The organism is Acinetobacter sp. AOR12_HL (assembly GCF_027855275.1).
In the GTDB taxonomy this organism is placed as follows: Bacteria; Pseudomonadota; Gammaproteobacteria; order Pseudomonadales; family Moraxellaceae; genus Acinetobacter; species Acinetobacter baumannii.
In genome coordinates this window covers 85422-106704 of the sequence record NZ_JAKTIJ010000012.1, presented here as the reverse complement: position 1 = coordinate 106704, position 21283 = coordinate 85422, and the positions used below count along the sequence as shown (strand labels likewise).

19 protein-coding genes are annotated in these 21283 nt (G+C 36.0%); 12 read left to right on the top strand and 7 right to left on the bottom strand.

The window, feature by feature from the left end; translation table 11 throughout:
• Positions 1 to 28: 28 nt before the first annotated feature.
• Genes MKL36_RS04755 through MKL36_RS04740 form a run of 4 tightly spaced genes read left to right on the top strand, consistent with a single transcriptional unit; the run spans position 29 to position 2987 of the window.
• Positions 29 to 883, top strand: coding sequence for an ABC transporter permease (locus tag MKL36_RS04755; RefSeq protein ID WP_000097139.1), 855 nt, complete (start codon positions 29 to 31; stop codon positions 881 to 883).
• A 1-nt stretch (position 884) separates the two neighbouring features.
• Complete coding sequence (locus MKL36_RS04750; RefSeq protein WP_021510776.1) at positions 885 to 1724, top strand: ABC transporter ATP-binding protein; 840 nt, start codon at positions 885 to 887, stop codon at positions 1722 to 1724.
• Entirely contained in the window at positions 1721 to 2722 is a 1002-nt protein-coding gene (locus MKL36_RS04745; RefSeq protein WP_021510775.1) for a HEAT repeat domain-containing protein, read from the top strand. The genes MKL36_RS04750 and MKL36_RS04745 overlap by 4 nt, the downstream gene beginning before the upstream one ends.
• Positions 2706 to 2987, top strand: a complete 282-nt coding sequence (locus tag MKL36_RS04740; RefSeq protein WP_001167102.1) for a gamma-butyrobetaine hydroxylase-like domain-containing protein — start codon at positions 2706 to 2708, stop codon at positions 2985 to 2987. The genes MKL36_RS04745 and MKL36_RS04740 overlap by 17 nt, the downstream gene beginning before the upstream one ends.
• A 39-nt stretch (positions 2988 to 3026) precedes the next feature.
• Here MKL36_RS04740 and MKL36_RS04735 read toward each other — a convergent pair whose 3' ends face one another.
• On the bottom strand, positions 3027 to 4313 hold the full coding sequence (locus MKL36_RS04735) for an MFS transporter (RefSeq protein WP_021510774.1): 1287 nt from the start codon (positions 4311 to 4313) through the stop codon (positions 3027 to 3029).
• Positions 4314 to 4831: 518 nt separating this feature from the next.
• Here MKL36_RS04735 and MKL36_RS04730 point away from each other — a divergent pair.
• Positions 4832 to 7042 carry a TonB-dependent siderophore receptor gene (locus MKL36_RS04730; protein WP_021510773.1) on the top strand — a complete coding sequence of 737 codons (2211 nt, stop codon included), beginning with the start codon at positions 4832 to 4834 and terminating at the stop codon, positions 7040 to 7042.
• Between the two features lie 55 nt (positions 7043 to 7097).
• Here MKL36_RS04730 and MKL36_RS04725 read toward each other — a convergent pair whose 3' ends face one another.
• Positions 7098 to 8516 carry an aspartate ammonia-lyase gene (locus MKL36_RS04725; RefSeq protein ID WP_021510772.1) on the bottom strand — a complete coding sequence of 473 codons (1419 nt, stop codon included), beginning with the start codon at positions 8514 to 8516 and terminating at the stop codon, positions 7098 to 7100.
• Between the two features lie 413 nt (positions 8517 to 8929).
• Between MKL36_RS04725 and MKL36_RS04720 the strand changes: the two genes are divergently transcribed.
• From MKL36_RS04720 to MKL36_RS04705, 4 genes are all read left to right on the top strand, one after another.
• Positions 8930 to 9115, top strand: a complete 186-nt coding sequence (locus MKL36_RS04720) for a hypothetical protein (RefSeq protein WP_000922092.1) — start codon at positions 8930 to 8932, stop codon at positions 9113 to 9115.
• Positions 9116 to 9206: 91 nt separating this feature from the next.
• Positions 9207 to 9428, top strand: a complete 222-nt coding sequence (locus MKL36_RS04715; RefSeq protein ID WP_000668585.1) for a hypothetical protein — start codon at positions 9207 to 9209, stop codon at positions 9426 to 9428.
• 779 nt (positions 9429 to 10207) lie between these two features.
• Positions 10208 to 11104: a LysR substrate-binding domain-containing protein gene (locus tag MKL36_RS04710; RefSeq protein ID WP_001047845.1), complete on the top strand. Its 897-nt coding sequence runs from the start codon at positions 10208 to 10210 to the stop codon at positions 11102 to 11104.
• A gap of 237 nt (positions 11105 to 11341) precedes the next feature.
• The gene (locus tag MKL36_RS04705; protein WP_001983834.1) at positions 11342 to 12238 is read left to right on the top strand and encodes a LysR family transcriptional regulator; all 897 of its coding nucleotides are present in this window, start codon (positions 11342 to 11344) and stop codon (positions 12236 to 12238) included.
• A gap of 60 nt (positions 12239 to 12298) precedes the next feature.
• Here MKL36_RS04705 and MKL36_RS04700 read toward each other — a convergent pair whose 3' ends face one another.
• From MKL36_RS04700 to MKL36_RS04680, 5 genes are all read right to left on the bottom strand, one after another.
• Complete coding sequence (locus MKL36_RS04700) at positions 12299 to 13471, bottom strand: thiolase family protein (protein ID WP_000095308.1); 1173 nt, start codon at positions 13469 to 13471, stop codon at positions 12299 to 12301.
• Between the two features lie 65 nt (positions 13472 to 13536).
• Complete coding sequence (locus MKL36_RS04695; RefSeq protein WP_021510771.1) at positions 13537 to 14946, bottom strand: short-chain fatty acid transporter; 1410 nt, start codon at positions 14944 to 14946, stop codon at positions 13537 to 13539.
• 116 nt (positions 14947 to 15062) lie between these two features.
• Complete coding sequence (locus tag MKL36_RS04690; RefSeq protein ID WP_000312583.1) at positions 15063 to 15704, bottom strand: 3-oxoacid CoA-transferase subunit B; 642 nt, start codon at positions 15702 to 15704, stop codon at positions 15063 to 15065.
• A 1-nt stretch (position 15705) separates the two neighbouring features.
• Entirely contained in the window at positions 15706 to 16410 is a 705-nt protein-coding gene (locus tag MKL36_RS04685) for a CoA transferase subunit A (protein ID WP_021510770.1), read from the bottom strand.
• Positions 16411 to 16655: 245 nt separating this feature from the next.
• On the bottom strand, positions 16656 to 17537 hold the full coding sequence (locus tag MKL36_RS04680) for a LysR family transcriptional regulator (protein ID WP_000172956.1): 882 nt from the start codon (positions 17535 to 17537) through the stop codon (positions 16656 to 16658).
• 226 nt (positions 17538 to 17763) lie between these two features.
• Here MKL36_RS04680 and MKL36_RS04675 point away from each other — a divergent pair, with 226 nt between their 5' ends.
• The 3 genes from MKL36_RS04675 to MKL36_RS04665 all read left to right on the top strand — a co-directional run bounded on the left by MKL36_RS04675 (position 17764) and on the right by MKL36_RS04665 (position 20960).
• Positions 17764 to 18276 (top strand): hypothetical protein, encoded by a 513-nt coding sequence (locus MKL36_RS04675; protein WP_001121559.1) that lies wholly within the window; start codon positions 17764 to 17766, stop codon positions 18274 to 18276.
• A gap of 443 nt (positions 18277 to 18719) precedes the next feature.
• Entirely contained in the window at positions 18720 to 20141 is a 1422-nt protein-coding gene (locus MKL36_RS04670; RefSeq protein WP_000263716.1) for a GntP family permease, read from the top strand.
• 33 nt (positions 20142 to 20174) lie between these two features.
• Positions 20175 to 20960, top strand: coding sequence for a 3-hydroxybutyrate dehydrogenase (locus MKL36_RS04665; protein WP_021510769.1), 786 nt, complete (start codon positions 20175 to 20177; stop codon positions 20958 to 20960).
• The last annotated feature ends 323 nt before the right edge of the window (positions 20961 to 21283 follow it).

Below are 21283 nucleotides of genomic sequence, written 5' to 3'. Positions count from 1 at the left end.
GTCTTACCTAATGATCAGGAGGTGACGAATGAGTAGTTTGGTCCAAACAAAACCTAAAAACCAAAGTACATTTTTGACTAAATTTTTTCAGCAGTTGAGATCATATCCAGCGCGTTTAAAAAGCCATGTGATTGCTTTCACATCTATAGCTTTTTGGATAGTCATTTGGCAAGGACTTGCTCAGTTTAAAATAAATTTAGGCTTTGTGAACTTTAGCAATGTCCCGACACCTTTAGATGTCATTCATGCGCTATGGGCTTTTTTTCAACTCAGCGCTGCATTTGAACATGTTGAATCTAGTGTGTTTCGTGTAGTGATTGGTTTTGTGCTTGCGGCTCTAATTGGTGTAGGTATTGGTTTGTTGGCAGGACGTTATCAAAAACTGGCTGCCTTTCTAATGCCACCATTAGAAGTATTACGTCCAATACCAGCAGTTGCATGGATTCCTTTAGCAATTCTGATTTTTCCATCCTCAGAAGCTTCCATGATTTTTATTACCTTTATTGGGGCTTTATTTCCAATTTTATTAAACACCGTACATGGCGTTGGTGCAGTTGACCCAAGGCTCGTTGCGTCAGCGAAAAGTCTGGGTGCTTCTGATCTTGCCATTATTCATGAAGTCATTATTCCGGGGGCATTACCGAATATTATTACTGGTTTATCCATTGGAATGGGTACTTGCTGGTTCTGTTTAGTGACTGCCGAAATGATTTCGGGGCAACATGGAATTGGATACTTCACATGGGAATCTTTCACCTTGCAAAACTATAGCAATATCGTGGTTGGCATGGTGCTAATAGGAGCGTTAGGTATGTTTAGCAGTACATTGGTGCGTGTGATTGGAAACCGATTTACTCCATGGTATCAACTAAGGAAGTCTTAAAATGTCAATTACACAAGGCCATGTAAGTATTCAAAATCTATCTCTACATTTAGGGCAAACTAAAAATCGTTTTCAGGCATTAGATCGGGTTAATTTCGAAATACAACCAGGCGAGTTTATATGTCTACTTGGCCCATCTGGTTGTGGAAAATCCACATTATTAGGTGCTTTGGCAGGGCATTTACCGATTAGTTCTGGGTCTTTAACGGTCGATGATGAATCGATATTTGAACCGCATCCAGATAGAGGTTTAGTGTTTCAGCAACATACCTTATTTCCGTGGAAAAGCGTGCTCGAAAATATTGCCTTTGGTTTAAAAATGAAAGGCATCGCCAAGCAAAAGCGTATTGAACAAGCTAAGAAAATGATTGATCTGATCGGACTTAAAGGTTTTGAACATAAATTTCCAGCTGAACTTTCTGGTGGCATGCAGCAACGAGTTGAAATTGCGAGAGTACTGATTAATCAACCTCGCATTTTATTAATGGATGAGCCTTTTGGTGCGTTAGATGCTCAAACTCGTTTAAAAATGCAAATGCTATTACTCGAAATTTGGCAAGAAATTCAAACGTCGGTTTTATTTATTACCCACGATATTGATGAGGCACTTTTTTTAGCCGATCGAGTGTTGATTATGAGCCATCGACCTGGACGAATTATTGAAGAAATTCCGCTTAAGTTTGAACGTCCACGGGATGTTGAGCTTGTAACGAGTAGTGAATTTACCTCCATCAAAAAACATTGCATCCAGACTTTAAAAGAAGCCACTCAACAAGAAGAGTTAAGCCGTTTAAATCCATTAGGGCTTGGAAAGAAATCACAAATTAAGGAATACGAATGAGTTTTTATTATCAAGCTTTAGAAGATGATATCGATGAATATAATCAGGAATTTCTTGCGCAGCTCAATCATGCAGATGAAAAGATCCGCTTTGTCGCTTTAATGAATATTGGTGATGAAGAAAATCCGAATTTACTTCCTTGGTTGCATACAGCACTGCAACACGACTCTTCAGCTTTAGTCCGTGAAGAGGCGGCAAAAAAACTAGAAAGTTGGGAAGATCCAACCAGTTTGCAGGTATTAGCTCGAGCCTTATTTGATGTTGATCTGAATGTGAGACAAGCTGCCAGCCAGAGTTTAAGTGAAGTCAAAAATCCAGCATCGGCCCAGATACTGGCACCGTATTTAAAGCATACGGATACTTTTGCTCTTAGTGCAATTCTCCGTGCTTTAAAACCTTTACGACCACAGCAATTATTTGAAGAGATATCTGCTTTGGTACACCACGAAGATGCATTTGTACGCCGTGAGGCAGTCAGTGCATTAAGTTGGTTACAACAAGACCAAGCAATTACGATATTGGCAAAAATTGCCGAAACAGATACAGATGATGAGGTCCGCCGTATTGCAACAGGTGGTTTAGCTTATAGTCAGAACATATCGGTTGAAGTTATCCGAGCACTTCAACATTCTTTAACTTCGGAAAGTTGGCAACTAAGAGTGGAAGCTGCTCTTACGATTGGAAAATTACGTATTGTTCAGCTCGAAGCTCCTTTAATTCATGCTGTATCAGACTTGTATTGGCAAGTACGTATTGCAGCAGTACGGAGCTTGGGACTACTTAAATCACATCTGGCAGTTGCTCATTTGACTGATAACTTTAAGCATGAAATTAGTAATTTGCGTAAAGAAGTCGCTTTAGCACTCGGTGAAATTGGTACAGCAGAAGCTCAGAAGCTATTGGAACAACATCAAAATGATCCAGATCCTGAAGTACGAAAAGCGATTCGTATTGGATTAAATCAAATTGGTGAGGTGAAGTATGCAAATCAGACCTGATATCCGTGTCGACACTATAAATAAGCAGGTTCACTTTATATGGACCGATGGCTCAAGCGTATGTCTGAGTCATCAAAGTTTAAGGGAAATTTGCCCATGTGGCTTTTGCCGAGCGAAGCGGATTAAACAAATTAAAATAGAACATCAAAATGTTGAAGTGACAGCTATGTTTGATCAAGGTTATGGTGCCCAAATTTGCTTTAGCGATGGGCATGATAAAGGGATTTTTCCGTGGGCTTTTTTAAAAGAATTTGCTAAGAGCTAAAAGATGCCTTCTGCTTGGGGCAGAAGGCATCTTATTTAATTAATGATCATGTTCTAAATAATCTGGTTTTTTCGGAAGCGCAAGGCTACACAAGAAACAGATAATCAGCATGACAATGACATATATAAAGAAGGTGTTTTCGATTCCGGCAGCTTTGAATTGCAAAGCAACCGAAGGTGCAGAACCACCAAACAGCGCATTACCTACTGCATATGAAAATCCTACCCCGAGTGCGCGTACGTGAGGTGGGAACATTTCAGCTTTTACCAAACCACTAATAGAAGTATAGAAACTGAGTAACATCATCATAAAGATGAGTAGCAATGTAATGATGATTGGAGAATCTATATAGGCACGCATCCCGATCACCATGACGGGATAAATAAAAATGGCGGACAATAAGCTAAATGCTAACATTGAAGAGCGTCGCCCAATACGGTCTGAAATTGCACCAAATACAGGTTGAGCACACATATAGACAAATAGGGAAAAGGTCATGATATAACCAACGGTTTTTCCATCCATCCCTAAATTGGTTAAATAAGTTTTTGAATAAACAGTCTCTACATAAAACGTTAATGAACCAGCAGAAGTGTATCCAACTACCAATAAAAAGGTTTTCCAGTGCTTTTTAAAGAGTTCTCTTAAGCTACCAGACTCTTTTCGTTCGCTGTCTTGATGAGAAAGTGTTTCTTCTAAACGACTACGTGCAAGCAAAGATAAGATTGCTGCGATACCACCAATAACAAATGGAATACGCCATCCACCATCATGTAATTGTTGTTCACTTAAAAATGCCAACAAAATAACGCCCAATAAGCTTGCGAGTAACTGACCACCAGAGAGGGTGACATACTGAAAAGACGAGTAAAAACCTCGCTGGCCTTTTAAGCCTAACTCACTCATGTATGTTGCTACGGCGCCATATTCACCACCAACCGATAAGCCTTGAAGTAAGCGCACTACAAGTAAAAGAAAAGGAGCAAATAAACCGACTTGATCATAAGTAGGCAAAGCTGCAAATAAAAAGGAGCTTAGAGCCATTAGACAGATTGAGATAATCATCGACTTTTTTCGACCATGTCGGTCTGCAATTCGTCCAAATACCCAACTACCAATCGGACGCATAAAGAAGCTTGCAGCAAACACACCCCAAACATAAATAGACTTGGTCGTACTATCCATATCTGGCGCGGTTAAAGCTTGAGTAAAGTAAGCAGCAAATACTGCATAAATATAAAAATCAAACCATTCGACTAAATTACCAGAGGCTGCGCCTACAATCCCACGTATCCTGCTACGTTTTTCTTCCTGAGTATATGTCATATTTCTTCCATCACTTTGTAGACAAAAACTAGGAACTTTTTAGGTGGGCTAAACAGAAAATAGAATGAACTTTTTAAAAATCACTCAACCCTGAGCACGTCCTTAGAATTCCTAACCATTCATTTTTTCTAATTTTAAAATTCGATTCTAGTGAGATTACGTCCTTTTGTTCGATTTAAAGAATTTTTTACCAATGATCGAACACTTCCTTTTATTTAACTGCATAATTAATTGTTTTTAAAATCAGTAAGCTAATTTAATACCAGTATTTTTCTATTCTGTTTCTCCTTTTAAGTGCCATTTTGAGCTTAAGTGTATTTTGAATATTTGGTAATACTTAAAAAGTTATAGTATCAATTCCCAAGAAAATAAAGGAAATTCATAGAATGATAAGTTGAAAAAGTCGAACTAAATTCACTTAATCGAAAAAATACAGAATATATTGTTTCTCAATATATGTAGCTGTATTCTTGCGTGGCTAAAAATCGGCTCAGCACTTATTTCTAGCGCTTCAAATTATGCACGGTATGGCAGGTAGTTATTCAATGGAAAGACGTTCGTTAAATCTTCACTTTATAATATGCTCTAAAACAGCATTGGCTTCATCTATTGCACTCATAACATCTGTCGTTTATGCAAATGAAGCAGAGGTTTCGCAGCTCCCAACCATTACTGTGAACGCTACACAAAATAGTGATGCACTATACACATCAAAAAAAGTGAGTTTATCTGGTTTTCAAACTGGTGATGTAAAGAAAGTACCTGCATCTATTACCACCATTACATCTGAACGTATAGCAGATCAACACGCAAAAACACTGACCGATGTGATTAAAAATGATTCATCCTTAGGCGATGGCTATGCTGCAATTGGCTACTATCCAAATTTTGTAGCACGTGGTTTCGCACTCGATTTAGGCTCAAGCTATCTCATTAATGGCCATACCATACGTGGCGAACAAAATGTAGCTTTAGAAAATAAAGAACAAGTTGAAATCTTAAAAGGCATTTCTGCAATTCAAAGTGGAATGTCGACACCAGGTGGTGTGGTTAACTATGTAACCAAAAGACCAGCCGATGTTAAAAACATTACTGTAGATGCAAATTCAGAAGGCGGCTATACACTGGCAACAGATGTTGGCGGCTTTGTTAATGATAGTCTTGGTTATCGAATCAATTTAGCCCATGAAAGCATCCATCCAAATGTTCATCATGCAAATGGTAAGCGTGAGTTTGGTTCAGTAGCTTTAGACTGGAAAATTAATGAGCGTTCTAAATTATTGTTCGATATTGAAGCCCAGCATCAAAGTCAACGTTCAGTACCCGGTTATCAACTGCTTGATGGGCAAGAAGTACCAACAAATGTAGATCAAGACCGTTTATTGGGTTACCAGTCTTGGAGTAAGCCTGTTGTAAATAACAGTCTAAATGCGAGTTTGAAATATCAATATGCATTTAACGATCAATGGAATGGTAGCTTAAGTGCGTCTCAAAGCCGTGTTGTGATTGATGATTATATTGTATTTCCTTATGGAAGTTATTACTCATCAGGTAATGAACTTGCAGTATTCGACAAAGATGGCAACTATGACATTTATGATTATCGCAGTCCAGATGATGCACGTATAACCAATCAGTTTGCTGCTGGGTTAAATGGTCAATTCAATACTGGCAATATACAGCATCAAATCGCTTTCGAATTACAACATACTTATAAAACTCTAAAACACCATACACCACTTAATGGATTTATAGGAACAGGCAATATCTATGAAAATACGGTCGACTACAATCCGTCATTGGAAAGTCCAGGCGATCGTTACAAAGCTCTACAGAGTGATCAGACTGCATTTACTGTATCTGACCGAGTTCAATTTAATGATCACTGGTCAACCTTACTCGGTGGGAAACTGATTCATCTTGATGAGCAAGCTTATAATTCAGATGGGCAGCAAAGCCGTGATACGGATTTAAATAAGTTCTTGCCACAATTAGCGCTCATGTATAGCCCAACTTCTACGACTAATCTATATGCTTCATATGCTAAAGGTTTATCAGACGGTGGCGAAGCTCCGTGGTATACAAATAATATTAAAAATAATATAGGCCCTTCAGTACTATCACCTAGAAGCTCTGAACAATATGAACTTGGTATTAAGCAACAAATTCGGAACTTCTTGTTAACAGCAGCTATTTTTGATTTAAAACAAGACAATCAATACAGCAAGATTAATATTGATAGTCCTCCAGATTTTATTGAGCAAGGCGAACAACACAATCAAGGTATTGAGTTAGGTTTAACAGGTGCCTTAACCGATACACTTGACGTAAGTTCTGGCATTACCTATACCAAATCTCGTCTTATTGATATTGATACTGACAGCTACAAAGGTCATCAAACTCAAAATGTGCCGAAAGTACGTGCCACAGCCCAGTTATCTTATAAAGTACCGTCAGTTGAAGGTTTAAGATTACTCAGTGGTATGCAATACAGTAGCAGTAAATATGCAAATAAAGAGGGAACTGCAAAAGTAGGCGGATATAGTGTCTTTAATATTGGTGCTGCCTATAAAACAAATTTTGCTGGGCATGACACAACTTTTAGATTCAATATTGATAACTTGTTTAATAAGAAATATTGGCGTGATGTAGGGGCATTTATGGGTGATGACTATTTATTCTTAGGCAATCCACGTACAGCCCAGTTCTCTACAACTTTCAGTTTTTAAAATATAGAACAAATAAAAAAGGAGCTTATAAAAGCTCCTTTTTTATTTTCAGGAATTAAGCCGACATTTTTGGTTTAACCATATTATTAATCGACAAGATATCATCAAGCACTTGTGCCGATAATAAACCTTCATTTTGAACTAAAGCCAATACGCTTTGCCCAGTTTCGTTTGCTGTTTTAGCAATACGAGTTGTAGTTTCATAACCTAGGTATGGGTTAAGTGCAGTCACAATACCAATTGAATTTTCAACCAAAGCTTTACAGTGTTCAGGGTTCGCCGTAATTGTATCAATACATTTGGTTTGGAACATTGCCATTGCTTTACCAAGCAAGTCCATCGATTCAAACAGTTTGAATGCAATAAGTGGTTCCATTGCATTTAACTGTAATTGACCAGCTTCAGCAGCTAAAGTTACAGCCAAATCATTTGCAATAATCTGGAAGCAAGCAAGGTTCATTGCTTCAGGAATAACTGGGTTTACTTTACCTGGCATGATCGAGCTACCAGGTTGACGTGCTTCTAAATTAATTTCATTAATGCCAGTACGTGGACCACTTGAAAGTAAACGCAAGTCATTGGCAATTTTTGAAAGTTTAGTTGCAGTACGTTTTAATAAACCAGATAAAAGAACAAAGTCACCCATATCAGAAGTGGCTTCAATCAAATCTGGAGCTGACTTAATTTTCTTACCAGAGATTTTTCCAAGTGCTTGAATCGCGAGTTCACGGTAACTATATTCAGTGGTAATTCCCGTACCAATCGCTGTACCGCCAAGATTCATATAAGCTAAAACATTTGGAATAAGCGTATTAATTTGCTCAAGGTCTTTTTGTAGAGTTACCGCAAAAGCACCAAACTCTTGACCTAATGTCATAGGCACCGCATCTTGTAACTGAGTACGACCCATTTTTAAAATGTGTGCAAACTCTTGAGATTTATTCAAGAAGCTAAGAATCAAATTGTTAAATGGAAGATTTAACTCATCTAGGCTAAGTAATAAACCTAAACGAATTGCAGTAGGGTATACGTCATTTGTTGACTGCGACATATTAATGTCGTTATTTGGATGCAAGTATTGATATTGACCTTTAGAATGGCCCATATATTCTAAAGCAACGTTTGCCAATACTTCATTTGCATTCATATTGGTTGAAGTGCCAGCACCGCCTTGCATCATGTCGATTGGGAACTGGTCATGGAAATTACCACGAATAAGCTGATTACAGCTGTATTCAATCGCTTCAAATTTAGTTTGATCTAAGTTTTTAAGATTATAATTTGCTTCAGCACAGGCAAGTTTAACCATAGCTAATGCTTTAATTAAATTAGGGAAATTTCCAACTTTGCTATTTGTTAAGTTGAAATTTTCTAAAGCACGTACTGTTTGAACTCCGTAATAATGGTCATTGTTGATTTCTCGATGACCAATAAGATCCTTCTCAATACGGGTAGTAATATCAGCGTTCATCATTAAACTTCGAATTAGTTAAGATGATTCATCTTAGAATTCGAAATGCTTCACTTCTAATGCATTTATTAAAGCAATTATGCATTTTTTGCATAATAAAAAAGAGGGTAGTCGAGAAATAATCGTTGGTATATGAGCGTATATAGAATGAATACTTGTTCTAAAGTTTAATATATTCAAATATTTATTTAATTTTATAGATTGGTCAAAGGTGTGGAAATATAAGTAAATCAAAATTTATACAGAAAACTAAGCAATCATTTCCGTGTATTAAAATCAAAAAAATATTTGATTTTTCATGTGAAAGTTAATTTATATAAGCAAATAATGAGTTTTGTTTAATAAATTTTAATAAAATTGTGATGCATTTCACATAAAAATACTTATAATACAGAAAATTTTGATTTATTAAGTTTATGTTAAAAGTAACTGCTGCTTTATTAATATTGGGAAGTTTTGCTTGTTATCTCCTTTGGGGTAATGAAGAAAAAGCTGAAACTAAAAGTTCGCACATGCTTAAAGAAGCTGAGCAATCAATTAAGAATGCTGAGTTATCTATTCAAAAAGCTAAACAAAATATCCCTACTGCATCGTATCAATAATTTAGGCATTCAAGATTATTGTCTGTTAAATAATCTTTTGACTGAAATTTTATAAGGTGTAAGCACGCTGTAAAGAGACAAATGCATGAGAATGAAGTTTATTGCATATGACCCTAATTCTGGTGAGAAACTCAGCTTGAAAGAGCATATTCATCACATGGATAAATACACAACTTATGTTTTTTTTAGTGATGAAAAAGACAATATGGTTTTCAATCCACAGAAAAAACAGATATTTGAAATCAGTCAATATACTTCTAATATGATGGTTGAAATTTCAAGAAAGTTATACTACTTGATTGGTGAATATTAGGTCATTTTGATCAACCCGTCTGCGAAAATCGTCACCGCTTTTAAAGGGGACTCAATACGTTTGCGTACACTCAAATAGATACTTTAGTATAATAGTCGGGATTATCTTTTTATCTTATACTCTTTTCAAATATTGTATTTAAATACAATCAATTATTATGACTGCTTAAATCCTGAAATGAGGTAAGGTAATCATTTTCTTATCAATTATTACCTTACCAACCCATTGAGTGAGTAAAAAAAATTATTTTTCATATTTTTTGGGTTAGGCAAAGTAAAAAGGGTATGAAAATAGATTTTTTAACTACCTTTTATAGTGGAAAAGTATCTTAATTAAGATTCTGAAAAATTTAATCAATAACATAAGGATTGGTTATTGAAACAGTTTACAGTCCGCATTCTTCCCCAAGGTGCGGACTTTTTTTATCAATAAAATGTACAAATATAAGTTCGTGCTTATTTCTAAAAGTTATCTTTTCAAGATCTCTTATTTATTTTTATGATGGCTTTTTATTGTTTGATTTAAATAATTTTTTTAGCTGAATTGTACTTATGTTCATCTCTTGTCTCGTGAAAACAAAACCTATTATTTTCTTATCTTCTTTCCTATGTCAGAATTATTAAATACTTAATTTTATAGATTGGCTTTGTCCTTTCACTTCTCGCATTTTTGCAGGTACTCCCTATGTTTTATCATTCTTTCTCATCACTAAATTTATTTATGCTACTTCCCAAAAATATCAATTAATAAAATTACAAATCTAAAAGGGAATAGATAAGATGAATTTAGAAGTCCGTTGGGTAGAGGATCTCCTCACATTAGAACGTGAACGTTCAATCTCAAAAGCAGCAGAGAAAAGATTTATTAGCCAGTCTGCATTTACTCGAAGAATTCAACAAATTGAAGAAATGATTGGTGCTGAAGTCATTATTAGGAACAACAAAAACAACATCGAATTTACAGACATTGGTCGAATTTTATTAGTGATGTCTAAAAATATTGAAAAACAGGTAGAGGAGACCGCAAAACTCATTAAAAATATTAAAAATGAAACTGAATCGACCATTCGTTTCTGCGTTGTTCATTCTTTAGCTTCTGGATTTTTAACTACTTTTTTAAAGAAATTTCCTACACTTATTCGTGATTTAAAAATTGAAATTGTCGCAACGAATAGTGGAGAAGGCCTGTCTTTGTTAAAAGAAGGTGCTTGTGACTTTATGATTTGCTATGCAGATAAAAGCAATATTAGAAAAGTGGGGGATGATATTTTAAGTGGGATTAAAATTGCTGAAACGGTTATTGTACCAGTTTCTGCAACTGAACCCGACCACAGCCCTAAACATACAATACAAAGTAACTTTGCTCTGCTAGCGTATAGTAAACACGCGTACTTAAGAAAACTGGTAGATCAACTGATTGAAGGTAAACTTATATATAAAACGTTATATGAAACAGATAATGCCACCAATTTAAAAGAGCTGGTTTTACAAGGTCTAGGGGTTGCTTGGATTCCAAAAATTAATGTTGAAGAAGATCTTGCAGCTGGAAAATTAGTCATTTTAGACCAACAAGAATATTGCCTTGCTCAAGATATTTATATCTTCAAAAATAATTTGAGTGATAATAAGTCGGTACAGAAAATATGGAATGGTTTTAAAGGCCAGCAAGACCTATAACGTCTACTCATTTGAAATGATGAAGTACACGATATTTATATATAAATTAAGCAAATAAGTAGATTATGCTTTGGTCTTTACGATGAAAGGCAGTATAAAGCATTGCCCCTTGTCTAAATTCTTTGATAATTTAGAGTAAATTTCAATAAGTCAAAAGTAGAGTATAGGAGTATTTATCTCTTTCATACCTACTTTGAACTTATTTCAATGGATTATTGAGTCCAAGCGGAGACAATTTTGTTTGATCTAGACAGTAGATTATTAAATATTTTTTATCATATTTATCGGTTCAAAAGTGTTTCAATGGCTGCAGATGCTATTGGTTTGACACAGCCGAGCGTTAGTAATGGTCTAAACAAAATCCGCCAACATTTTAATGATCCTTTGTTTATTCGAGTCGGTAATGAAATGATTCCGACTGAACTGGCAAAGCAAATTTTTCCACTCATTAGCGAAGTTATTGATAAGGTTGAAAGCATTAATAATTTTAATGTGAACTTTGATCCGTTGACCTCAGATCAGTTGTTTACGATTGCGATGACTGATGTATCTCATTTGGTTTTATTGCCGCAACTGACCAATTATTTAAAAGAAAAAGCTCCTTTGATTCGTTTAAATATTAGGCCGATTACACCAGAAACTAGCTATCAAATGGCAAACGGTGAAATTGATCTAGCCATAGGTTTTTTACCGCAGTTAGAAGAAGGTTTTTATCAGCAGAAGTTTTTTCGTCAACACTATGTCGTAATTAGCTCAAAAAGCCATCCACGTTTAGACCCAAATAATTTCACTTTAGAGGATTATATGCGTGAATCTCACATCGATATTGATGCGGGTATTGGGCATTATCACATTAAAAATGAGCTGCAGAATAAAGGGCTGGACCGAAATATTTTAATTCGCTTACCAAGTTATTTAGGTGTGGGATTGGTCGTTCAGGAAACAGATGCTATTGCCACTGTGCCATATTATTTAAGTCAGGTTTTATTGGTTAGAGAGAACTTACAGATTTTACCGGCACCGCTTGATTTTCCAACTTATGATGTTAAGCAACATTGGCATATGTCTTGTCACCACAAGAGTAGCCATAAATGGTTCCGTCAAACCTGTTATGAACTATTTAAAACTGCTTAAGAGTTTTAATTATAAAAAAGAAGATGTAAGAAAATCCTTACATCTTCTTTTAATTTTAAATTAAATTTCAATCGCAACGGCTGTTGCTTCACCACCACCAATACAAAGGGCAGCGACACCTTTCTTTTTACCTAAGCGTTTTAATGCATAAATAAGAGAAAGAATAATTCTTGAACCTGTAGCACCAATTGGATGGCCCAATGCACATGCACCACCATGGACGTTTACTTTTGCTTCATCAATTCCTAGCTCATGAATTGGTGCCATTGCCACCATTGCAAAAGCCTCATTAATTTCCCAAGCATCTACTTCATCAACAGACCAACCAGCACGCTCAAGTACTTTTTGAATTGCACTAATTGGAGCAATTGTGAATTCGCTTGGATGCTGAGAGTGAGTCGAAGTTGCCACAATTTTTGCTAAAGTATTTAACCCGTGACTTTGAGCATATTCTTCAGTGGTAAGTACTAATGCAGCAGCACCATCAGAAATAGAGCTTGAGTTAGCGGCTGTAATTGTGCCGTCCTTGCTAAAAGCAGGGCGTAAAGTCGGAATTTTCTCAAGATTTGCTTTTAATGGTTGCTCATCTTGATCAATAACTTCGACACCTTTACGGGTTTTTACTTCAACAGGAACAATCTCTTCTTTGAAATAACCTTCCGTAATCGCAGTTTGCGCTTTTTTAAGTGAAGAAATTGCAAAGTCATCCATTTGCTCACGGGTAAAGCCTTTGGTATTTGCCATGTCTTGAGCAAAAGACCCCATTAAACGACCTGTTTCTGCATCTTCGAGGCCATCTAAAAACATATGATCCTTAATTTCGCCGTGTCCCATACGATAACCACCGCGAGCTTTAGGCAAAATATAAGGTGCATTCGTCATAGATTCCATGCCGCCAGCCACAATAATATTGGCACTGCCTGCTTTTAAGGTATCTGATGCCATTAACACCGCTTTCATTGCAGAGCCGCAAAGTTTATTAATGGTCACAGCTCCGACATGATCAGGCACGCCAGCTTTACGCATGGCTTGACGAGCAGGGCCTTGACCAATACCTGCACTGAGTACACAACCGAAAATCACTTCATCTACTTGTTCAGGCTTAACACCTGCACGTTGGATCGATTCGCGGATGACAGCAGCGCCAAGTTCTGGAGCAGTTAGAGAAGATAAACTACCCTGAAAACCACCCATTGCAGTACGGCTACCTGAAACTATAACAATTGAACTCATCTTAATATCTCTTATTGGTGTATTTGCTAAATTTGCCTTTAGCATAAACTAAAGGCGCCACTAAATTAAAAAGTTGGAGGGGTATAGCTGAGCGTTCTACCAAAGAACCACAGCAAGAATAAAACTAAAGGAAAATGCACAACGAGTTGTGTCACTGTAAAACCAATCACATCTTTTGCTTTTAGTTTTAAAATGCCTAACATTGGAAGCATAAAGAATGGATTGATTAAGTTTGGTAAAGCTTCGGCTGCATTATAAATTTGTACAGACCAACCCAAATGAACCTTTAAATCATTTGCTGCTTGCATTACATATGGGGCTTCAATGATCCATTTTCCACCACCTGAAGGTACAAAAAATCCAAGTACCGCAGAGTAAATTCCCATCACAATTGCAAAGGTTTCTTTTGAAGCGATTGAAACGAAAAACTCGGCAATATAATGTGACAGCGATAAGTCTTGGCTATTTAAAGCTTGCGTCATAATAAAGGCGATACTTCCGTACAGTGGAAATTGAATTAAGATGCCCGATACTGCCGGAACTGCTTTTGCAACAGCATTTAAAAAGTTCCGTGGTGTGCCATGTAAAGCTAACCCAAGCATTAAAAACACGAAGTTGTAGGTGTTGAGACTTGAAATGGCAATGATGGGATTGCTTTTTGAAAATTCAAAAAACATCCAGATTAAGCCTAAAACCACCACAATAATCGTTAAGATAGGCGAATTTTCTAACCAGTCACCTGGACGAGTAGATTTTGCTTCATTTGTTTTTTCTTCTTCAAATTGCACATCAAAACTATCAATGGTTTTAACGCTATTGCCTTTTGGGGCAGACCAATATGCAATAGCGATTGAAACAATCACTAAAATAATGGTCATTGCAATTGATTGCCAAAGGAAAATCGTTTCGGTAAATGGAATAACACCAGTCAGGTTATAAATTGACTCAGGTAAACTGGTTTTATTTGCCTGAAGCTGTGCTGCTGATGAACTAATTCCAAGAGCCCAAGTTGTTCCCATACCAATGATTGCAGCTGCCGCAGCAGCACGATAATCCATATTCAGCTCTTTACGTTTTGCTAATGCAATCACTAAAAGTGCAGTAAGAATCGTACTTATTGCCCAATTGACTAGTGAAATTAATAAACTAACGGTTGCCACCAAAACAATAGCACCACGTCCAGAACTTGGAATACGCGCCATTTTTTGGATCAGGAATTTTACGGGCTTAGATACAGAAACGACATAACCTACAATAATGAGCATAGTCATTTGTAGGGTAAAGGGAATAAGACTCCAGAAGCCATTACCAAATGAGGTCGCTACATCATGGATTGGAGCACCAATACCCAAGGCGGCAACAGAGACAATAATGACGCCAAGCAGAGCAAAAATATATGAATCAGGAAACCATTTTTCAGACCAGTCACTAATCCGAAGAGCAAATCTTTCAAAAATTCCTTGCTGTTTTTCCATAGCTGAAAAAATCCTTCTCATTCTTATTTATAGACAGCACATCCGGTGCTTGATAGGGCTAAGACTCAAGCTCACTTACTAACTTGAGTCTTGTACAGCTAACTAAGCCTTAGAATTTACGCGACTAAGGTTTTATAAAACTCGACACCTGTAGCAGCTTGAATTTGTTCGAGCGTTACGTCTTTAGCAAGTTCAATGAGCTCTACACCTTGTGGCGTAATATCCATTACGCCTAAGTCTGTAATTACGCGATGAACAACACCTTTACCTGTTAAAGGCAAACTACAGTTTTTCACGATTTTTGGTGTACCGTCTTTTGCGCAGTGTTCCATTAGAACAACAACTTTTTGAACACCAACAACCAAGTCCATTGCACCACCCATACCTTTGACTTTTTTACCCGGAATCATCCAGTTCGCTAAGTCTCCTTTTTCAGAAACTTCCATTGCACCTAAAATTGCAATGTTGACATGGCCACCACGAATCATGGCAAAAGATTCTGAGCTTGAGAAAAAGGCTGCACCAGGGCGAGCAGTAACCGTTTGTTTGCCGGCATTAATTAAATCGGCATCGACAGTTTCTTCAGTCGGGAATTCACCAATACCTAATAAGCCATTTTCAGATTGAAGCCAAACATTAATATTCTCAGGAATATAATTGGCAACAAGGGTAGGTAAGCCAATACCTAAATTGACATAAAAACCATCTTCAAGTTCTTTTGCAGCACGCTGTGCCATTTCATTACGTGACCAAGCCATTTTATACTGCCTCCGTGCTTAAAGTTTTATGCTCAATGCGTTTTTCAGGTGATGCGTTTAATACAATGCGGTTCACATATATACCTGGTAAATGGATTTCATCCGGATCCAATTCACCAATTTCAACCACCTGTTCAACTTCTGCAATTGTAATTTTTCCAGCCATTGCGCATTCGGGATTAAAATTCTGAGCAGTTTTACGAAATACTAAATTACCTGCCTTGTCTGCCTTATATGCTTTAACAAGAGCTACATCGGCTGTTAAAGATTCTTCTAAAATGTAATTTTTGCCGTTAAAAATACGTTCTTCTTTACCTTCAGCAATGAGTGTACCTACACCAGTTTGTGTGTAAAATGCTGGAATTCCAGCACCTCCAGCACGTAACTTTTCAGCTAAAGTACCTTGTGGCGTAAGTTCTACATCAAGTTCGCCATTTAAATATTGGCGCTCAAACTCTTTGTTTTCACCTACATAAGAAGAAATCATTTTTTTGATTTGTTTGGTTTGAAGCAAAATGCCTAAACCAAAATCATCTACACCTGCATTATTCGAAATACAAGTGAGACCAGTCACACCACTTTGCTTAACTGCAACAATTAGTTTTTCTGGAATTCCACACAAACCAAAACCACCAACAGCAAGTGTTTGATTGTCTGCAATTACATCTTTCAGTGCTGCCTCTGCGTTGGCATAAACTTTATTCATTCTGTTGTTTTCCTATATCCCTTAGTGTTTCTAGTTTTAGCATCACATTTTGTGTTATAGAAGTTAATTTTTTTAAATGATTAATAAGTATAATCAATGAATAATATCAAATTAAGTACAAAACTTAAGACACATACAAGCTAAAAAATTTAAAAATTACTCTACAACATATTGAAAATTATAAAAATTAAAGAATTTAACTTATCCATAAGCTTAACTTATACTAAAAGACAATCTTTAATTTTTTAAAATTTATATTGAACCAGTGCCTCAATAAATTGAGCAGAAATATTTGAAATTTCAAAGTTCTTTTTATAAACAATTCCTACTGTTTTATGAATGGCTTCGTCTTTTAAATCAATCAGTACGTTATGTTCTTTATCAATGTGTTTAGCAAAATGCCTTGGAATTGCACTTACCCCAATTCCATAAGCAACGAAACTTGAAAGAGATGAAATTTGGTGGCATTCAACTTTTAAATCGAGCGTTATATTATTTCGCAAACAATTTTGCTCAACTAAATATCGAACAATTGAGGGTTTTTGCAAGGTTACAAATGGATTTGAACAAAGCTCATGCCATGTAATAGAAGATGATTGAGCGAGTGGGTGACTCTTAGGTAATAGAGCTAAGAAGTCTTCTTCAAACAACGGTTTAAACTCTAAACCTTCGGTGAGATCAGGTTCAAAACAAATACCAAGCTCAAAAATACCATCTTGTACTTTTTCTATAATGGTCTCATTTGGAATATCGTGAATTGAAAAATTAAGATTGGGATGGACTGCTAAAAATTGATGAATCACCTCTGGCAAAATGGCATGGGTCACAAAGGGCATTGAGGCAATACTTAATGTTCCACGATTGAGTTTAAAGCGTTGTTTAACATCGTTTTCCATTTCATCCCAATTGGCGAGTAATTTTTTTGCATATGGAATGAGTGATTTACCTTCTTGAGTAAGCTCAACTCGGCGTGTATTACGGTTAAACAGTTTACCGCCTAACTCTTCCTCTAAGCTTTTGATGGTAAGACTTAAAGCAGATTGGCTGAGATGTAACTCTAAAGAAGCATTGGCATAGTTGAGTGTACGCGCAAGGGCCAAAAAAGCTTTTAGTTGTTTAAGCGTCATTTCTTTCCTTTAAATTACTCAACTTACCTAGAAGAGTAATTTATACGAAAATTTGCCTAATATGATGTTTTTTGACAAAAAATTATGAAAAAGCAAGTAGAGCTCAATGTGCTGAATTATTTTAGTAAATTTTTCTAGCTGAATTAATCAGTGTTTTTAGCAAAGTATGATGAAACGCAGGATCCAGCCGCTACTATTTGGAAATATCAGCTAAGGAAGGTTTAGGTTGCCAATTATTATTAATCTAATAAAATTTAGCTTTTTATTTTGTAATAATATTATGTCTTATACAACAGTACATATGCGTCATACGAGTAGTGGGTCAAGTAGTTCTAGAGATGCCAAAGATGTCTTTATATCTGGTTGCCGTAATGATTTTGATTTTAGTCAAATTACTCCTGAAAAAATCAGTAAATTAAGTAAAGAAAATCAAAATTATTTTCATAAATGTGATGATGCGATCAATAATAAATTGTCAGTAGATTCATTAGTTTATTACTCATCATTTATTTTACCTATTATTTGTATCCTTATTTTTATAAGAATAGGTAAAAAGCATTATCGAATTGCTGAAGAAAAAATTAAGAATGCAAAATACCCGGTAATTTTTGCTAGAAAACCAGAAAATAATCCCTCTAATTCAATGGAGATCGCACTAGTAATCGGTGGGGTACTGGCAGCGCTAATCTATATATTAATTTATATTGTTTATATTATTATAGTAGAAATTAAATATTAAAAGTACATAGTAGAAAATCTTTAGAGAGATAAAAAATTACCGCTATCTATTTTTTTATTTCTTATAAAAAATTACTGATCTCAACTAATAATATATTTATTAAATTAATTTAAAAAATATATTGTTTAATTGTCTTTATTAAATAATGTGTGGATATTAATTTAATTTACTCAATAATTAATAAGTTTTATAAAACAATAGTATTTTTTTAATAATTAAATTTTACCAAGAGAGTCAAATAAGCGTTTGTATTTTATTGGTATTTAAAAATTTCAATAAATTACATTGTTTTTAAATATTTTAGTGATATTTTATTTTTAAGCTCATTTACCTATTACCACACATGGATATTGTGATTTTTATCATTATAGGTTTGGGATAACCTAAATATCTTTTGGTAATTTTATTGAACCTAATATCTATTCTTTAGGGAGAAAGAATATATGTGGGAATTATTTGTAATTCTACTTTCGCTTGGGCTGTTAATGTATACAGCTTACAAGGGCTTTTCTGTCATTCTCATGGCACCAATTTGTGCCTTACTTGCAGTTTTACTCATTAATCCAGCCAATGTTTTACCGTTTTATTCGGGTGTTTTTATGCCCAAAATGGTGAACTTTATTAAAGATTACTTTCTTGTGTTTTTGCTGGGGGCAATTTTCGGTAAAGTCGTTGAAATGTCAGGAATTGCTGAGTCTATTGCTCGAACCATTGTAAGATGGATTGGGGCAAAAAAAGCAATTTTAACGGTTGTATTACTAGGTGCTATTTTAACCTATAGCGGTGTAAGTTTATTCGTTGCTGTATTTGCAATTTATCCCTTTGCAAACCAGCTTTTTAGACAAGCGAATATTCCAAAACGTTTAATTCCAGGAACCATTGCGCTGGGTGCCTTTACATTCACTATGGATGCTTTGCCTGGTACACCACAAATTCAAAACGTAATTCCAACCACATTCTTTGGCACCAATATTTATGCCGCACCATTTCTAGGAATTATTGGTGCTATTTTTGTTCTATGCATGGGTTTGGCTTACTTAGAATGGCGTCGCCGTGCAGCTGCAAAAGCTGGCGAAGGTTTCTTGGGTTTTGGCGTAGACAATACGCCATCTCAAGAAATTGAAGCCGATATGAACTTGCAAAATAATGGAAGTACGGCTCGTCAGTTTTTAGCGTTTGTGCCTCTCATTCTTGTTGCCGTAATGAACAAATATTTGTCTAAAGCAATCAAAGAGTGGTATCCAAATGGTTTTGATTTTGCTGCAGTTGGATTAGCGGATTACACCGTAGACGTTGCAAAAACCGGTGCGATCTGGGCAGTTGGTCTTGCGTTGATTGTCGGGATTATTACTGCAATTTTGTTTGATTATCAACGTGTAGTGACGAACTTCAAAGAAGGCATTAATGCCAGTATTGGTGGCTCACTTTTAGCAGTGATGAATACCGCATCTGAGTATGGTTTTGGTGCAATTATTGCGTCATTACCGGGTTTTGCCATGATTAGTCATGCAATGAGCAGTACTTTTACAAATCCATTAGTCAATGGGGCTGTGACAACAACTGTTTTAGCAGGTATTACCGGTTCAGCTTCTGGTGGTATGAGTATCGCTTTAAGTGCGATGGCTGAACAATATAACGCCGCGATTTTAGCTGCGGGTATTCCACCAGAAGTCATGCACCGTGTGGTTGCAATGGCATCAGGCGGTATGGATACCTTACCGCACAATGGTGCTGTTATCACTTTACTCGCTGTTACAGGTTTAACCCATAAACAATCGTATAAAGATATTTTTGCAGTCACGGTAATTAAGACATTAGCGGTATTTGTGGTGATTACGGTCTTTACCGTAACGGGTATTGTTTAAATCAGCACGATATAAGTATTAAGGAGTAAATAAATGACAAAACTTTTAGACGGTAAGGTCGCTTTTATTACAGGTTCTGCAAGTGGTATCGGTCTAGAGATTGCTAAGAAATTTGCTCAAGAAGGTGCCAAAGTTGTTATTTCTGATATGAATGCCGAAAAGTGCCAAGAAACGGCAAACTCACTTAAAGAGCAAGGTTTTGACGCATTATCTGCACCATGCGATGTGACCGATGAAGACGCTTATAAACAAGCCATTGAGCTTACTCAAAAGACCTTTGGTACGGTTGATATCTTAATTAATAATGCTGGTTTCCAACATGTTGCATCTATTGAAGAATTTCCAACGGCTGTTTTTCAAAAGTTAGTTCAAGTCATGTTAACTGGGGCATTTATTGGTATTAAACATGTTTTTCCAATCATGAAAGCCCAAAAATATGGTCGTATTATTAATATGGCTTCAATTAATGGCTTGATTGGTTTCGCTGGAAAGGCAGGTTATAACAGCGCTAAACATGGCGTAATTGGCCTAACAAAAGTTGCCGCATTAGAATGTGCACGTGATGGTATTACGGTAAATGCTTTATGTCCGGGGTATGTAGATACACCATTGGTTCGTGGGCAAATTGCAGATTTGGCTAAAACCCGTAATGTAAGTTTAGACAGTGCACTTGAGGATGTAATTTTGGCAATGGTTCCTCAAAAGCGTTTGCTATCTGTTGAAGAAATCGCTGATTATACAATTTTCCTTGCGAGTGAAAAAGCAGGTGGGGTAACAGGCCAAGCTGTCGTGATGGATGGCGGTTATACGGCCCAATAATTTAATTGTTTTATAAAAACCGCTTATTCTATATAAGCGGTTTTTTATTCGTTAAAAATTTATGATTATCTACTGTTAAAAATAATGCTTTATCTCTACTATAACTTGTTATAAAAAACTAAGAAAATAAGTTCGTTAGGGTATAAATTTATACTTTAAAGGTATTTAACTTATTTCCATTTTTAAAATTTAATAGAGTATGAGAAAGTAATATTTACGCTATTTCCTGATTAGATATTTTTCAGGAAAACTCGTCAATTAAAGGATATTAATTGGCATACAAGTTGCTTTTTTAGCAATAAGTTTTAGCTAGGTGAAAAGGA

Bases quoted from the DNA above. Each gene is read 5' to 3' on its own strand.
- MKL36_RS04755 (WP_000097139.1), top strand. From the start codon at position 29: ATGAGTAGTTTGGTCCAAACAAAACCTAAAAACCAAAGTACATTTTTG.
- MKL36_RS04750 (WP_021510776.1), top strand. From the start codon at position 885: ATGTCAATTACACAAGGCCATGTAAGTATTCAAAATCTATCTCTACAT.
- MKL36_RS04745 (WP_021510775.1), top strand. From the start codon at position 1,721: ATGAGTTTTTATTATCAAGCTTTAGAAGATGATATCGATGAATATAAT.
- MKL36_RS04740 (WP_001167102.1), top strand. From the start codon at position 2,706: ATGCAAATCAGACCTGATATCCGTGTCGACACTATAAATAAGCAGGTT.
- MKL36_RS04735 (WP_021510774.1), bottom strand. From the start codon at position 4,313: ATGACATATACTCAGGAAGAAAAACGTAGCAGGATACGTGGGATTGTA.
- MKL36_RS04730 (WP_021510773.1), top strand. From the start codon at position 4,832: ATGCACGGTATGGCAGGTAGTTATTCAATGGAAAGACGTTCGTTAAAT.
- MKL36_RS04725 (WP_021510772.1), bottom strand. From the start codon at position 8,516: ATGATGAACGCTGATATTACTACCCGTATTGAGAAGGATCTTATTGGT.
- MKL36_RS04720 (WP_000922092.1), top strand. From the start codon at position 8,930: ATGTTAAAAGTAACTGCTGCTTTATTAATATTGGGAAGTTTTGCTTGT.
- MKL36_RS04715 (WP_000668585.1), top strand. From the start codon at position 9,207: ATGAAGTTTATTGCATATGACCCTAATTCTGGTGAGAAACTCAGCTTG.
- MKL36_RS04710 (WP_001047845.1), top strand. From the start codon at position 10,208: ATGAATTTAGAAGTCCGTTGGGTAGAGGATCTCCTCACATTAGAACGT.
- MKL36_RS04700 (WP_000095308.1), bottom strand. From the start codon at position 13,471: ATGAGTTCAATTGTTATAGTTTCAGGTAGCCGTACTGCAATGGGTGGT.
- MKL36_RS04695 (WP_021510771.1), bottom strand. From the start codon at position 14,946: ATGGAAAAACAGCAAGGAATTTTTGAAAGATTTGCTCTTCGGATTAGT.
- MKL36_RS04690 (WP_000312583.1), bottom strand. From the start codon at position 15,704: ATGGCTTGGTCACGTAATGAAATGGCACAGCGTGCTGCAAAAGAACTT.
- MKL36_RS04685 (WP_021510770.1), bottom strand. From the start codon at position 16,410: ATGAATAAAGTTTATGCCAACGCAGAGGCAGCACTGAAAGATGTAATT.
- MKL36_RS04680 (WP_000172956.1), bottom strand. From the start codon at position 17,537: ATGACGCTTAAACAACTAAAAGCTTTTTTGGCCCTTGCGCGTACACTC.
- MKL36_RS04670 (WP_000263716.1), top strand. From the start codon at position 18,720: ATGTGGGAATTATTTGTAATTCTACTTTCGCTTGGGCTGTTAATGTAT.
- MKL36_RS04665 (WP_021510769.1), top strand. From the start codon at position 20,175: ATGACAAAACTTTTAGACGGTAAGGTCGCTTTTATTACAGGTTCTGCA.